This window comes from Rickettsia hoogstraalii, from assembly GCF_000825685.1.
GTDB lineage: Bacteria > Pseudomonadota > Alphaproteobacteria > Rickettsiales > Rickettsiaceae > Rickettsia > Rickettsia hoogstraalii.
Genome location: NZ_CCXM01000001.1, coordinates 1,272,940 through 1,288,298 on the forward strand (window position 1 = coordinate 1,272,940; position 15,359 = coordinate 1,288,298).

Genomic DNA, 15,359 nt, shown 5'->3' on the forward strand with positions numbered 1-15,359 from the left:
ACTATTCCTCAAGTATCTTAACTTTTGAGCCGTCGCCGATTTTAGTCATACCTTCGGTAACGACTAAGTCGCCTTCTTTAATATCATTAGAGGTAATTTCAATTAGACCTTCTGTACGTGTGCCGATTTTTACATATAATTGTTTTACTGTATCACCGTCTATTTTATAAATAAAGTTACCTTGATTATTTCGTTGAATACAACTTTCAGGAACAGTTAGATTTTTGTGAGGATTAATTATAAGCCTAACATCTACAAAGCTATTATGCAGGATTTTTGTCCCCATAGGTAAAATAATTTTAGCTGTTAAAGTACCATTATCTGATAAGTAATGCGATACTGCCCCGATTGTACTTTTAATTTTTCCTGCAATTAAAACTTCAGTATCAACTCCAACTTTTCCGCTTAAAGACTCCGGCAATTCAATAAAAATACTTCGTGAGTTTTCTGTTCCGGTAATGCTAAAAAGATAGTCGCCTATTTTTACTTCATCACCGACCATAGACTTAATTACGCCTATTTTACCGGAGTAGGGTGCAGTAATTATCATGTCGTTATATGTTTTTAGAGCTTTGGAATAATTAAATTTAGCATCTTCAAGTTCGCTTTTTGACCTTTTATATTCCTCGTTGCTTACAAATTTTTTAGCAAATAAAGCTTCTTTTCTATTATAATCTTCTTGTTTTGTATTTAATAAAGCTGCTGCTCTAGATTTAGTGGTTTCTGCTATGTTTTTATCTATAACTAGCAATATATCTCCTTTTTTTACTATTTCTCCTTGATGTGCTGAGACTTTTTCAACTACTCCAGTGGCATTAGCATAATAATCACGGCTATTATCATTCTGGCATTGCCCTACAATATTAAATATGTCGTAAAGCTCGGCAATTTGTACTTTAGTTGCTTTTACTCCTGTAATTTTTTCTTCTTCCTTTTTACTTGCCATAGTAGAAAGGGAAATAAGTAAGGTAAAAAGAACAATAAGTTTTGCGGGCATAATATTTATACTCTAAGGTGAAATTCATCCACGCAACAATACCTCCAAGTTATGATAAAGTATGCTTTTTAAGTTCCTCATCCGTTAACCATTTATATTCTTTTTCTAGAATTTCAAATCTGATTTTTTCTAATTGTTCATCAAGATCAGGTTCAGGAACGATAGCAGAACCCATAAATTCAAATCCTTGATAGTTAATTTTTAGTTTCTTACAAATTTCTTGTAATGATAGTAAATTTTCTTCTATATCATCAATAAATATTATTGATTGCGGATAATAATCTGTTTTGCGTAATACATATTCAAGTACGCTTCCTTTATCATATTCCGCAGTATAAATTATGCCATCTTTTAATGTAGGTTTACCGTAACCGATATTAAAATCCTCGATTGTTATTTCATCTTCTAAAGGTGAAAATTCTTGAAAATTTACCTTTAATTCAGTGAGTTCACGAATTCTCCATTCGATCATATCTTCAATTACGCCGAATTTACCGGTAGGAAGTTTAGTAAGCCCCATTGCCGGAATATTTTTTTCTTTAAGTAGAGTAAATATTTTTAAAATATCTAAATTAACGAACCTAGATTTTTTTCCTTTAAGAATAACGCTAAGTAATAATTCACATTCTTTTCTAGTAAGTCTTTTTTCAATGTTCTTCATTAATTCTTTTCTATAATCATGTGTTAACCTAGATTCATCACTATCCATTACAATTACTTCATCTACATCAAAAAGCACCAAGCTAGTATTATCGGCTTGTTTTACCGCTTCTATAACTTCTTTAAAATCATGAACTTTATTTATTTTACTATACATATTCTTTATTTTTTTGTTTAATGCTATACAGCAAAAAGCATTATGATATTGACGCTAAATTTAAAAGTGAGCTTAACGGAGCGTATATTAATACGTGAGTATAAGCGAATCTTGCAAAATTTGGTGTCAAGAGCTTAATGTTTGAAGCTGTATTACTTCTTCTAAGGAATTTGTCATTACCTTTAAATCTTCTTCTCTAGATAAATTATGGTGACCGTCTTTAATTAGCTTCATTACTATTTGTTTACTTGTTATTTTTTCTAATAGTTTTACTGAAACATTATAAGGCACGTCTTCATCTAACATTCCATGAATTAGATGTACCGGTATATTTATATCAATCTGTTTCTTTGTCAATAATAAATGTTTTTTTGCATCTTCTATCAGTTTATAGCTTATAGGATATTTATGCTCACAATTTTTACCTCTTACTTCTAATATTCCCTCTTTTTGCATCTTATTTTGATCGTCTAGAGATATATTTTGCCAAATATCTTCAGTAAAATCGGAAGCGGGAGCTAAACACACAAGCCCTTTTATTTTATCAGGGAATTTTAAAGCTGCAAGAAGTGCTAGCCATCCTCCCATGCTCGAACCTACTAATATTGCCTCCGTATCAATTAATTTGTCTAAAATTAGTGATACTCCTTCTAACCAATCACTAATTGTTTGCTCCTCAAATTGTCCCGATGCGTTTCCATGGCCGAAATTATCAAAAACAATAAAATTATAATTGTTTTTTTTACAATAATCTATTAAATAGATAGCCTTAGTTGATTGCATACTAGACATCAAGCCGTATAAAAAAATTACAGATGGAATATTTGTATTAATTATTCTATAATTATCATAGACAATAAATTTGTCTTGTGTTTTATTATAAAGCTTGTGCATTTTAAATAATTATTTTAATAGATTGAGATTTAATGCCTTCATTAAAGTCAAGTAAACGATACAATAAATATACTATTTTGCAAGTAGTTCCTGCTCTAGTCTCGGGAGGGGTTGAAAGAGGTACTATAGAAGTTGCAAAATATCTTAAAATTCTCGGTCATACTCCTATCATAATTTCAGCAGGCGGTACTCTAGTTAAAGAGTTAGATAAGGAAGATATATTGCATATTGAAATGAATAGTAGCAGTAAAAATCCTTTTGTAATTCTGAATAATGCAAAATTGATAGCAGAAATAATCAAAAAATATAATGTTGATATAGTTCATACAAGATCAAGGGCACCGGCATGGAGTTCATATCTAGCAACAAAATGGACGAACGCTAAATTTCTGACTACTTTTCATGGGGTTTATAATATTCCGAATAGTTTTAAAAAATATTATAATAGCATAATGCTAAAAGGCGAGAAAGTTATTGCTGTATCCAATTTTGTAAAACAACATTTGCTTGAAAACTATAAAATTGATGAAGACAAAATAGTAGTAATTGAGCGTGGAGTAAATTGTGATTATTTTGATCCGGCAAATTTAACGCCTGAAAAACTTAAAAAATGTCGTGATAAATATGATGCATCGAGCAACGTGCCGATAATATTAATGCCTTCTAGAATGACAAGCTGGAAAGGACATCTTGTTCTAGTAGAAGCATTAAGTAAGTTAAAACATAGAGATTTTTATTGTTTAATGGTTGGTGATATATCTAGACATCCCAATTTTACTAATAGAGTCAAAGAGCTTATAGCTACTCTAAAACTTCAAAATAAAATTCAAATTTTCGGTAATGATTCGGATATAATAAACCTATACGGGATTTCCGATATTATCGTTTCTGCCTCAATCGAGCCTGAAGCTTTCGGACGTACTATTATAGAAGGGCAGGCGATGGAGAAGCTTGTTATTGCAACTAATATCGGCGGGGCAGTAGAAACGATAAATAATAATATAACCGGTTTCCACGTAGAACCAAATAATGCCGAAGCGTTAGCAGAGAAAATCGATTATTGTTTCTCGATTTTAGGTACTGATACTGCTAATAAAATCCAAGAAGCAGCAAGACATACGGTAATTAATAATTTCTCTCTTGATCTGATGCTTAGAAAAAATCTTGAAGTCTATAAAGAAATCTTAAAAAATTCCCATAATTGAACACCTAGATTTAGTATATACTCATGATAAATGAAAAGTAGAGTATATAGGGTTGAATAGAATAGCTATTCTCCTAATAATTTTATTTCAGCGTACAAATCTTCAAGATTTATATACTGATCATAAAAATTATTATAGTCATGAGATTTACCGTCATGATGTACTACAAGCATTAAAGTTTCCGGTAAAAATTCTTTTAAAGCTTGTTGTGCATTTTCTATAGATATTTTATCAAGATTGGCAAATACCTCGTCTAAAATTAATATTTTAGGGTTTGACATTATAGCTTTAATGATTCCAATTTTTTTCTTTTGACCGCCACTTGGTGCATTTATTACATCATAATTTTTATCACTTAAGTGCGTAATTAATGTACCTAGATCCAATTTTATAAATAATGTGTTAATTTTTTCTTCTAATGATTGTTTATTACTTTTAATGATTGATTGATCAAGACCTGAGGTTATTACTTCAAATAAAGTAGATTGAACCGGTATGTAACTATTCTGATCAATAAATATTATTTTTGGATTTTGATAATGGGTAGGTATGGAAATTTCACCAACGCTATGGCATGGGTCAGCAATACAATTTACTAAACTCTTTAAAAAAGTAGTTTTGCCTTTTCCTGAGGAAGCTGAAAGGAGATAATGTGCTCCTAATTTTAATACTAATTTTTCAAAACTCAAAATAGTTCTTTCTTCTATAATTAGGTTATAATCAGAAATTACAAGTTCATCATTTGTATCATTAGTAGACCATGTTATTCCTTTTTTATCCTCAGAAGAAATTGCCTCTATTAATTTTGTAATTCTTGCTTGTGATATAGCTGCTCCACTAAAGATTATTTTTAATGAGGAACTTGTTAAGAATGATTTTAAAGTTTCAAGCCAAGGATTAAGTAGTAGAGCTTGCTCAAGTGTAATTTCTCCATTTTTTACTTTATAAATATAGTAAAGTGATTTTATGAATTTATCTGAGATATCTAATATAGTAGTTATAGTATTTTTTGTGCTATCTAAAAACAACATTTTCTTTGATATTTCTTTTTTAGCTTTAAGTTGCTTGGCATATTGATTTTGTACAAATTGAGCAGAATCAGTTAACAAGATATTTGAAGTGTTAGAGGATATATTTCTTACTATAGAAGCTTTATTTTCGTTAATTTTCTCTGCTTCTTTCTTGTAAGAAATATCCAGTTGATATAATATATTTAAAAATCCTTGCTTAATATTTTCAAACTCATTAAATATAATAGCTCTTGGAACTAAATTCATTATATCTTGCAATGCAATAAGCTGTATAATTTTTTGAGTGGTTAAATTCCCTAATTGTAAAATTCCAATAGTAAAAGTATTATGAAGATCAATAAATAAATTATTAGTAATAGCTTCTATATCCTTTAATCCTAAGATTTTACTTTTATATTCCTCGTTTAGTAACAGTTCTAAAGCTTTTTGTTCAATTAAATCTTGAGTATTTTGTGTTAAAGAAGTTTTATATGATTGGAATAGTGTGCTTATTATATTTTTTCCACACCATAAAATACTGATTTTTGCTCCTTGAGAAATAAGAGGTCCTATAGCAGCATTAGGGTCCTGTATGAGTAAGGTCAATGCAATTAATGTATTGCCATCATTTCCGGTGTAGTTAATAAAACTACTATTTATACATGCTTCAATTAAATCTAAAACATTTGTTATAACCATATTTCTAATAATTGGATTATTAGAAATGTGATAAAATACTTGAGTTACATCTTTAATTTCATTTTTTGAATCATTTTTAAAATTGTTAGAAAGTATATTAGGGTCAATTACCCTAATATTAGGAGTTAAGTTTGTCTGAATTTCTTTTAAATTTTCCTGATAATTTAAGAAATCAGTCCCATAATATGTTAAGCTTAATATTGCAGCTGTAGAAGTTAAATAAATTGGTACTGAATAATTAGGAAAAGTTGTGATGAGATTTGTAGTGATAGGGTAGATTAAACTTCCTTTAAATGTGGCAGAAGTAAGATAATGTTTCTGAAAATACCCTTCGGTTATTAAGATTTCATCAGCAAGAGTTGCTGAAACAAAAATACTGCCTCCTTTTGTCCCATTTACAATAAAACCAGTTATACCGCTAATTATTAAATGCGTTCCATATGCTAACTTTTTGGAAAAGTTAGAAGCAGCATTATTTTTACTAAAATCTACTTTATTAGATGAAATTGTAGATATTATATCGTCTATATCAGAAGCCTAAGTTAGAAAAAGATTTTATTACCGGATTTTTACGAAATAAAAAAGAGAATACCATAATTATTAATTTTTATTAAAAATTATGGCATTATATGTTCTTAAAAATAATACGCAAGTAGAAACAATTATTATATATGGAGCTTTGTTTATTAAAAATAGATATCATCATTGCAAACGGGCATTGTTGCGTGGATACCGATGTCATTCCTGCGAAAGCAGGAATCCAGCATAAATCGAGCTTTTAATTTCAAAAATTTTCTGTATTTATACTTTTTTTCTAGATTCCCGCTTTTAGCTAAGAATGACATAAAGAGTCATTTACCGGTCCACGCAACAATACCTTTTGAGGAAGCTTTGTTGCATGGATCGGTAAAACCCACTATGTGTCACCCCGTGGCTTGCTAACTAGGTCCATAAAAACAATAAAAATACTAATAATTTTAGTATTTTTAACTGAATCCCGTAAGTCAAGCCACGGGATGACAGAGGTAAAATTGATCCACGCAACAATACCTTTCGAGCAACTGAAAGAAGCGTGTCAATCCATAATAATAATAAAAAAATACTAAAAATTAGCATTTTTATACTGTTTTGCTTCGTCAAAATTTACAGTTTTTTCTTTTTAGCTCAGACGTCAAATTCTTAACTAATCTATCTTTAATAAACGCTGCCGAATTAGGTGATAAGTTGTGTTATAGTATAAAGGAAAAATGTAGGTGTAGGGAAAGAAAGTAAAAAGGCAGATAAATAAAACCTGCCTTTTTGTAATTATTAACGAGAATATAACTCGATTACTAAATGAACTTCTGCTTCAAAAGGATATGGAACATCAGAAAGAGCAGGAACTCTTAAATATTTACCGGTTAATGAAGGTACATCAAATGATAAATACCCCGGTGTTGTTTGACCTTGTTTTGAAACGGATTCTTGGATAAGCGGTATTTGTTTTACGGATTCTTTAACTTCTATAACATCACCTTCCTTTAGTCGTATGCTTGCTATATCAGCTTTCTTACCGTTTAATTTAATGTGTCCGTGTGAAACTAATTGTCTTGCAGCAAAAATAGTTGGAGCTATATTCATTCTATAAACGACAGTATCAAGTCTGCTTTCAAGTAACCCAATGAAGTTTTCACCGGTATTACCTTTCATTTTTTGAGCGAGTGCAAAAATATTTCTAAATTGTTTTTCAGTGATACGACCGTAGTGGCATTTTAATCTTTGCTTAGCTTTTAAATGTAAACCATAATCTGAAGTTTTAATCATGGTATTTTGTCCATGCTGTCCGGGACGATAATTTCGTGTATTGAAAGCATCCTTGCTATCACCCCATAGACTTACTCCAAGTCTTCTACTAGCTTTATATTTAGAACGAACAATTTTTGTCACTGAGATAATATCCTTAACTTTATATTTGAATTACAAGAAAATATATACATTTCTTATATCAAAGTCAATCATTGATTTTTAACCTAAAACTTTTTATATTTAATTAAAAAATATTTCATATGAGTTCTTTAGTAAGGTCAATCAATTTAGATAAAATCAATTATTCACGGAGTACAGTTAAAGACTATATATTATTAATGAAACCGCGTGTGATGTCGCTTGTAATTTTTACGGGTTTTGTAGGTATGTGGCTTGCTCCTTATTCCATGCATCCTTTTATTGCCGGTATTGCAGTTGTTTGCATAGCTCTTGGTGCAGGTAGTGCAGGAGCAATTAATATGTGGTACGATAGAGATATCGATAGCTTAATGAAACGTACTCAAAAAAGACCTATCGTCAGAGGTGCTATAGAACCTGATGAGGCTTTATCTTTTGGTTTGATAACGGGATTTTTTGCAGTATTTTTTATGGCTTTATGTGTTAATCTATTTGCATCCTTTTTACTGCTATTCACTATTTTTTATTATATCTGTATTTATACTATTTGGTTAAAGCGTCGTTCTATACAAAATATTGTTATTGGCGGAGTATCGGGAGCATTACCTCCTGTGATAGGTTATGCAGCGGTAAGCAATACTATATCTCTAGAGTCAATTATATTATTTTTAATTATTTTTATTTGGACGCCGCCGCATTCATGGGCTCTTGCTTTATTCTGTAACGATGACTATAAAAACTGTAAAGTACCAATGATGCCTGCAGTAAAAGGGAATTTATATACTAAGAAACAAATTCTAATTTACAGCATTCTTTTATTTATTGTTTCGTTAATGCCTTTTTTTATCGGAATGAATAATTTTATATATTTAATAACTTCCGGTATTCTTGGGTTAGTATTTCTATATTATTCCGGTTCTTTATTCTATGACACCCCTGATAATAAACAAGCTAAACGATTTTTTGCCTATTCGATATTTTATTTGTTTTTTATATTTTTACTTTTGTCCTCAACTAGCACTATATCCACTATTAGTTGAGAGATAATAGTGTTGGGTTACTTTTATGGAAGATAAAATTGAAACCCAACGTGAAGAAACATATCATAAGTTTATTTTCATGCAAGTGATTTTTTATTTATAACTGTAATTTTTAAATAAGAAGAGTTAGAAGATATATCGGATTTGATTCCAAGGGAGTAACCTGTCATGCAACACACTCCATCGTTTGATAAAATTACTCTTAATACCGGCTTTATAACGTATAGCCTTGCCTCCATATTCACTTACTTTATTTTCCTGTATATTTGGTTGCCAAATTAAAGCTTCACTCTCTAATCTATTTGAAGCAATATTTCTTTCATGCTGTTTGTCGTTATGTGTTAAAAATATGCATTCCGCTTTTATAAACGGTTTATATTGGTTATTTATGTATTGATCTAAATCTTCAAATAACTTTGCATATTCGGTAAGCCAGCCTTCATAAGCAATAATAGGAGAAAAGTTTAGATGAACTTCGTAACCTGCTTCAATAAAAATATTCACCGCTTTTATTCTCTCGATAATCGGACTCGTTTTTGACTCTAATATCTCGCTTATCCTTGCCGGTATCAAACTAAATCTAATCCTTATTTTGCCTTCAGGATTAAAATTAAGCAGTTTAGGATTAACATATTTAGTAGCAAAAGTTGCTTTAGCACGTGGATGTTCTTTAAAGAAATTAAATATCTTTAGCCAATTAGTGTGTTTCCAATGCAAACTTACATCGGTAGAACAACCTATATCATATGTCCAATATTTAGAATCTGTTTGATTGGAAATTTTAGTCGGTAAACTTGCTACATGTTTATCTAATACGTCAAGTATTTTATCTATATTTTCATTTATATATAATGTTTCATAGTTGTGACGCATTACATAACAATAACTATTTCTACAACCTCCTGCACAGCCATATATAAAGTTAGGGGTTATGTAATCCGCTGATCTTCCATTAGGACGTACATGCAAAGTTTTCGTATTTTGTACTATTTTCTTAACCATACGATTTTAAATTAAAGTTTATTTAAAATACTTACTTAGCTTTACAAGCTTCAGATTTATTTACTTATATTGAAATTGTAGTTATAAATTATTAATTACAAATATATCATAAGTTATGGAAAAACCAAGCTATCTAAATTTTGATAATAAAAATTATAAATGGAAAAATGATATTGATTATCGTAAATGCCCGGAAAGCTATAGAGTAGGTAAAGGTGAACAAGGAGTATTAATTTGTCAACCATATAAAAATGAAATTTTGCCTTATTGGAAGTTTAAAACTCCTGAAATTGCTAAAGAAAGTAGTGAAAAAATATATGAAATATTTTTAAAATACTTAGAGGATAATGATTTTGTTGGAGCTGATATGGCTCGTAAATATTTGCAAATGGGTTTTACTAGAAGTAGACGTTATGCTAATTATAAAGGTGGGAAAAAATATGACAAAGAACATGATTATAAGAAATTAGAAAGAGGAGGGGGTGACCCAAAAAAGTAAAAAGTGCCGATATATTTTTCAAAAAATGGCAAGAGGCAGAAGATAATAAGAAATATAAAAAGATGAAAATAGAATGGAAAAAACAATATGGGTAAATATTAGCTTTACCGGTTTTTTATATTATAGTAGATTAATAGAGGATAGATTATGACTAAAGATGAAATTGCAGAGCTGTTTAAAAAATGTCTTGCTCTTCATAACAGATATCAATATCAAGAAGAAAAAGCCAATCTACGAAAATTCGTTGAAACTGATCCTGAAGAACTTTCAAATTTTATTGAAACTTATAATAAAACTGAAAAATATAACAATAGGGAAGCTGAAGTTTTTCATAGTTTAAGTTCTATTTTAATGGAAAAACAACAAGATAATGCAATTAAATCATTAAAGAAAGCTATTGAACTAGATCCAAGTAAAGCATACTACCACGAAGAGTTTTTTAATAAGTTACATAAAATAAATCCGGAGGAAGCACTAGCTTCTATCAAAAGAGCTATAGGGTTAAATCTAAATAAAAAATCATTATATGAAGATTTTATTATTTTGTTGAAAAAGGCAAATTATGATGAAGAAGCAGCAAAAATTACTGAAGCAATTCAAGATTTCCCTAAAAACATACCTAATTTGTTATTAGATACTGAGGAAATAATAGAAGTTTATCAATTGGGGGATGCCCTTAAATGCGAATAGTTGGTATTCCTAATTAAATATAGATGTCGTCATTGTAAGAAAGCGTTGTTGTATGGCTCAGAAAAAGCGTACAATATCATTCTTAGCAACGGCAGGAATCTAGTTTTTTTCTCTGTCATCCCGTGGTCAAGCCCATAGTACCGGACATTTTTTTAAAGATCTCGATGTCATCCTAGCTAAAAGCGGGGATCCAGACTAAAAAATCTTTAATTTTAAAGATTTTTTATTACATAGTTTTTTTTAAAGCTTTACTTTGCTGGATTCCCGCCTACGCGGGAATGACATAGAACAAAAACTGTCCGGTACTATAGGTCAAGCCACGAGGTGACATTAAGGATTACTGGATTCCCGCCTAAGTGGGAATGACATTGAGCCACACAACAAAGCCGAATAAATCACGGGATGACACAGAGAGAAATAATAAGTCATACAACACCCGTGGCGGTCACATTAAAACAGTTTCTTTAATCCTTTTTGTAGCAGCTTATTTACAGGGTCTGCTTGTTGGTTTTCCTGCGGAGGGCTGTTTTGTTCCTCTGTATTTGTATCTTTTTTCTTTCTAAGACCTAAAGCATCTTTAATAATATTTTCAGGCTTCTTCTCTCCGCTTTTTAAGTCCTTAATAACGCTATTAAATACATTTTTAACTAAATATGTTTGAAAGGCTTGAACATCTAATTTATGCTGCGGATTATTTATGAATCCGTATAATTTAACCGCTATAGGCGGTAAATCTCCAATAGTAACGCTTGCACTAATATCCATCATATATTGTGGTAAGTTAATTTGACCGCTTGCATTTGCTTTGGCAGGTGAAGCATCTAAACTACATTCATTTAAATTAAGCTTGCCACTAACTATATTCCCGCTTGCAATTAAATTTTTGAAAGATGTTGATCCGCCGCTAAAGGAGCTGTTAATAAGCCTTAATACTCCTTCGGTATTTTTAGCATTATTTACCGCATCTGTTATTTTGTTTAAATCAAATCCGCTTATTTTTCCGTTATCGCTATTTATGTTAAATTGTCCGCTTAGATTATTAACATATGTATAAACGCTATTACCGCGAGAAGTAAGATCGGCTTTAAAGCTTAGTCGTCCATCGGTTATTTTTATTTTACCCGATTGCGGAGTTAAACTTTTGAGATAGGCATTTTTTAAATCAATTTTAATTGCAGCGTTTTGATCTTTTCCTGAACTCACATAACCGGTGCTACTTAGTTTGCCACCGTAAATGCTCGCATTAACTGAAGTAATATTCAGCGTGCCACCGGTGATATTTAATTTTGCTTTTAAATTATTTATGATTAATGAGTCGTTAGTTAGTTTATCAATATTTGCGGATAATTGTCCTTCAATTTCATTTAAAAATCCTAGGTTAATAGGATTGTTTGACCAAGGAGAATTATTTTTAGCTGTAGGTATGTTTTGAGTAGCAGGACTACTAGTTTTACTTGGAACAGTAGTAGGGCTATTACTTGCAAGAATTTTATCCAAATTAACTAAAGTACTGTATAAGTTAAGATTAAAATTTGGCTTCTGAGCTGCTAAATTAATATCGCCTTTAATAGATATGTTAGTATTAAAAGCAGATATTTTATTATTAATATGGAAAGTATCTTTAATTTTTTGTACTTCCCCGTTTAACTGCAATACCCCAATCTTACTTAAATTACTTACTCCCATAAGAGACATAAACGACTCAAAATTATTAATTTTTAGATTATGAGAAATAGTTATATCTTGTGCTAAGTTTTTAAGCTCAATATCTCCGGTTAGATTACTATTCGCCGCCGATAAATTAATATTTTGTAATTTTATTGTTTGAGAATTACAAATTACATTAGAAGTAACATTCAGTTTCTGGTTAATAATAGGAGGTAATTTATCGGTCTTTAGCTTTAGAGCATCAAGTATAGGTTTTAAACTATCAGCTTGTAGCATAATATTTGTCTTATCTAAATTAGAGCTAATCTCAGTTGTAATGTTACCGGGATTGATAATAATATTTGATTTTAAGTTATTACGTTCTATATCATAATTTGCATTTGCTAGTAATTCTATATTTGGATAATTAAGTCTAGCATCTTTTATAGTTATATTTTTATTATCGGCAGTAATTGCCGTAGTTAGCTCATAGTCATTTTGTAAGTCAGCCGGCATACCTAAAGCTTTAGTATTGCCTTTAATATTTGCGTTACCTATAAAAGAATTATTTTCGCTATCAAATTTTCCTTCGATTTTAATTTTTTCACCGGCAAGATTAATATTAGCACTTAACGGAATTATCTTTCCGATTTCTTCAATATTTCCGTCTATATTAATCTGCCGTTCCAAAGCCTTTAAAGCTAAAGTAAAATCTATAGGACCTTTAAGGCTTTTAATTTTAGTATCTAAATTAATATCGTTAAATATTTTCTCACTATCTTTTTCTCTATATATTACTTTGCCGTTTATTATTTTAAAATGACTAATCAAAATAGGAAGTTCTAATTCACTATTAGTAGATTCTGTAGAACTAACGTTATTTTCTTTAGGCTTATTATTAGATGTAACGAACTGCCAATTTTTTTGTCCGTTATTCAAAACTTCTAGATTTATAATCGGTTTTTGCAGTTCTATAGAAGCTACTTCAATTGCTCCTCTAAAAAGAGGAAAAAGCTTTAATGACGCTTTAGCATTTTCAACAGAAATTAGATGAGGTTCTTTCGTGCCGTCTATTGATGATAATTTAATTTCTGATAGTGATACTGCCGGATTTGGTAATAAAGATAATTTTATATCGCCGTTAATAGTTAAATCTCTATTTGTAGCCTCTTTAACTTTATCTATTATTATTCCTTTATAATTATTTAAAGGAATAAAGAAAGGAATAATAATTAATAACAATATTATACTTATAAATATAATAAGTGAGTATTTTAAAGTTTTAGGCATAGAGTTTAACCTTCTATTTATATACATATATTGATTATAGTATTTAAGGCTTAATTGTCAAATTCATATAATTTACTCAATTAAAGATTGAAATAGCATTATTAATGTATTTATAGTATTATACATTAATAATATTTATGTCTAAAAAACTGAAACATGATAAAATTATTCGAAGTGCATTTGAAAATCCTTTCGTTGCTAGGGAGTTTTTTGAGATGCATATTTACCGCCTCATATCAAAGATTCACTCATATTTGAGACTCTTAAGATGGAAAAGGATAGTTTTATAGAGCCAAGTCTTAAAGAATCTATATTGGATATTCTATTTTCTGTTAAATTTGGCGGTGAAGACGGTTACTTATTTTTATTGCTAGAGCATCAAAGTAAACCTGATTATTATATGGCTTTTAGGTTATTCAGATATATGTTAAATATTGCGGAATATCATAGGAAATCTACAGGTAGCAAGAAATTTCCTTTCATATATCCTTTAGTATTTTATAATGGTATACAACAATATAATGCTCCTTTAAATTTATGGGAATTATTTGAAAATAGTGAATTAGTAAAGGCTACTTGGACTAATGATTATCAGCTAATTAATGTTCATGAAATTCCTGATGAAAAATTGAAAGAAAAGGCTTGGTCTGGAATTTTACAATTTTTTATGAAGCATATTCATGAACGAGATTTGTTAAAGAGATGGCAAGAAATAGCTAATCTTCTGCCTAATTTTGCTGAGGTTAATATTGGTATTAATTATATAGAATTAATTTTATGCTATACTTTGACCAAAATTAGTCAAAATGATATAATAGGAATAGAAAAAATACTTAAATCACATTTAAACCCTGAAGTAGAAGAGGAAATTATGGTAAGTATAGCACGTAGTTGGGAGCTAAAAGGCATAGAAAAAGGCAGGAAAGAAGGTAGGCAAGAAGGAATAAATATCGGTGAAATGAAATTAGCAGAGATGGCAAAAAGAATGTTAAGGAAAAATAAGCCTTTAGACGAAATTGTTGAATTTACCGGTTTTACAAAAAAAGCATTGAAGAATTACAAAAACAGCTTCAAAAATAAGAGATTGAAAAATTAAAGTACTCAAACTTCTCTTTGATAATTTAAAGTCACATAATCTTTAGTTATAACAGGAAAAAACTCTTTATTGAAAGGTAATAATTCAGTTGTTTGGTCTAAAAATTCTATTTCAATTATATCGCCGGCACCAAAGTTAAGAATATTTTTAATTTTGCCTATTTCTTTATGATTTTGGTCTAATACCGGTAAATGATTTAAATCCGCTATATAAAATTCATCTTCTTCCGGTTCCGGTAAGCTTGCTCTTAAGCAAAATATTTTATAGCCTTTTAAGTTTTCTGCTTCATTTCTAGTAGTTATATCATTAAATCTACAAATTAATTCTCCTTTGGCATTTTGGCTAATTAGCTTAATATGTATATCTTCTCCTGACTCATTTACTAAATTTCTTTCAAGTATTTTTGTAGCAGGTTCGGTAAAAGATTTTAAAATTACATGACCTTTAATTCCGTGACATGATTTTATTACACCGACTAAAATTAAATTTTCTAAAGAATTCATTAATTTGCCTTTAAATTTTGATAATTATATATAATAATATATTTAAA

12 protein-coding genes and 1 pseudogene are annotated in these 15,359 nt (G+C 29.7%); 5 read left to right on the top strand and 8 right to left on the bottom strand.

The window, feature by feature from the left end:
• Position 1: 1 nt before the first annotated feature.
• From BN1174_RS06635 to BN1174_RS06645, 3 genes are all read right to left on the bottom strand, one after another.
• Positions 2-1,000 carry an efflux RND transporter periplasmic adaptor subunit gene (locus tag BN1174_RS06635; protein ID WP_197062087.1) on the bottom strand — a complete coding sequence of 333 codons (999 nt, stop codon included), beginning with the start codon at positions 998-1,000 and terminating at the stop codon, positions 2-4.
• Positions 1,001-1,046: 46 nt separating this feature from the next.
• Complete coding sequence (locus tag BN1174_RS06640) at positions 1,047-1,814, bottom strand: DUF2608 domain-containing protein (RefSeq protein ID WP_040257499.1); 768 nt, start codon at positions 1,812-1,814, stop codon at positions 1,047-1,049.
• Positions 1,815-1,940: 126 nt separating this feature from the next.
• Positions 1,941-2,708, bottom strand: coding sequence for an alpha/beta hydrolase (locus BN1174_RS06645; RefSeq protein ID WP_040257500.1), 768 nt, complete (start codon positions 2,706-2,708; stop codon positions 1,941-1,943).
• Positions 2,709-2,740: 32 nt separating this feature from the next.
• On the opposite strand from BN1174_RS06645, the gene BN1174_RS06650 reads away from it, so the two are divergent.
• On the top strand, positions 2,741-3,913 hold the full coding sequence (locus BN1174_RS06650; protein ID WP_040257502.1) for a glycosyltransferase family 4 protein: 1,173 nt from the start codon (positions 2,741-2,743) through the stop codon (positions 3,911-3,913).
• A gap of 65 nt (positions 3,914-3,978) precedes the next feature.
• Here BN1174_RS06650 and BN1174_RS11940 read toward each other — a convergent pair whose 3' ends face one another.
• Together BN1174_RS11940 and rpsD are read right to left on the bottom strand one after the other, a co-directional pair.
• Positions 3,979-5,622, bottom strand: a complete 1,644-nt coding sequence (locus BN1174_RS11940; RefSeq protein ID WP_082022323.1) for an ATP-binding cassette domain-containing protein — start codon at positions 5,620-5,622, stop codon at positions 3,979-3,981.
• A gap of 1,308 nt (positions 5,623-6,930) precedes the next feature.
• Positions 6,931-7,548: a 30S ribosomal protein S4 gene (rpsD, locus tag BN1174_RS06665; RefSeq protein ID WP_040257504.1), complete on the bottom strand. Its 618-nt coding sequence runs from the start codon at positions 7,546-7,548 to the stop codon at positions 6,931-6,933.
• A gap of 119 nt (positions 7,549-7,667) precedes the next feature.
• On the opposite strand from rpsD, the gene cyoE reads away from it, so the two are divergent.
• Positions 7,668-8,585, top strand: a complete 918-nt coding sequence (gene cyoE / locus BN1174_RS06670) for a heme o synthase (RefSeq protein WP_040257506.1) — start codon at positions 7,668-7,670, stop codon at positions 8,583-8,585.
• A 126-nt stretch (positions 8,586-8,711) separates the two neighbouring features.
• On the opposite strand, the gene BN1174_RS06675 is transcribed toward cyoE, so the two are convergent.
• Complete coding sequence (locus tag BN1174_RS06675) at positions 8,712-9,587, bottom strand: SPL family radical SAM protein (protein WP_082022324.1); 876 nt, start codon at positions 9,585-9,587, stop codon at positions 8,712-8,714.
• Between the two features lie 115 nt (positions 9,588-9,702).
• On the opposite strand from BN1174_RS06675, the gene BN1174_RS06680 reads away from it, so the two are divergent.
• Both BN1174_RS06680 and BN1174_RS12760 read left to right on the top strand, forming a co-directional pair.
• Positions 9,703-10,086, top strand: coding sequence for a DUF4385 domain-containing protein (locus BN1174_RS06680; protein WP_197062059.1), 384 nt, complete (start codon positions 9,703-9,705; stop codon positions 10,084-10,086).
• A gap of 351 nt (positions 10,087-10,437) precedes the next feature.
• Positions 10,438-10,776 carry a hypothetical protein gene (locus tag BN1174_RS12760; protein WP_040258102.1) on the top strand — a complete coding sequence of 113 codons (339 nt, stop codon included), beginning with the start codon at positions 10,438-10,440 and terminating at the stop codon, positions 10,774-10,776.
• A gap of 450 nt (positions 10,777-11,226) precedes the next feature.
• On the opposite strand, the gene BN1174_RS06695 is transcribed toward BN1174_RS12760, so the two are convergent.
• Positions 11,227-13,713, bottom strand: a complete 2,487-nt coding sequence (locus tag BN1174_RS06695; protein WP_040258103.1) for an AsmA family protein — start codon at positions 13,711-13,713, stop codon at positions 11,227-11,229.
• Between the two features lie 137 nt (positions 13,714-13,850).
• Between BN1174_RS06695 and BN1174_RS06700 the strand changes: the two are divergent.
• A pseudogene (locus tag BN1174_RS06700) lies at positions 13,851-14,809 on the top strand (Rpn family recombination-promoting nuclease/putative transposase).
• A 5-nt stretch (positions 14,810-14,814) separates the two neighbouring features.
• Here the strand turns inward: BN1174_RS06700 and rimM are convergent.
• Entirely contained in the window at positions 14,815-15,312 is a 498-nt protein-coding gene (rimM, locus tag BN1174_RS06705; protein WP_040257508.1) for a ribosome maturation factor RimM, read from the bottom strand.
• Positions 15,313-15,359: the final 47 nt, after the last annotated feature.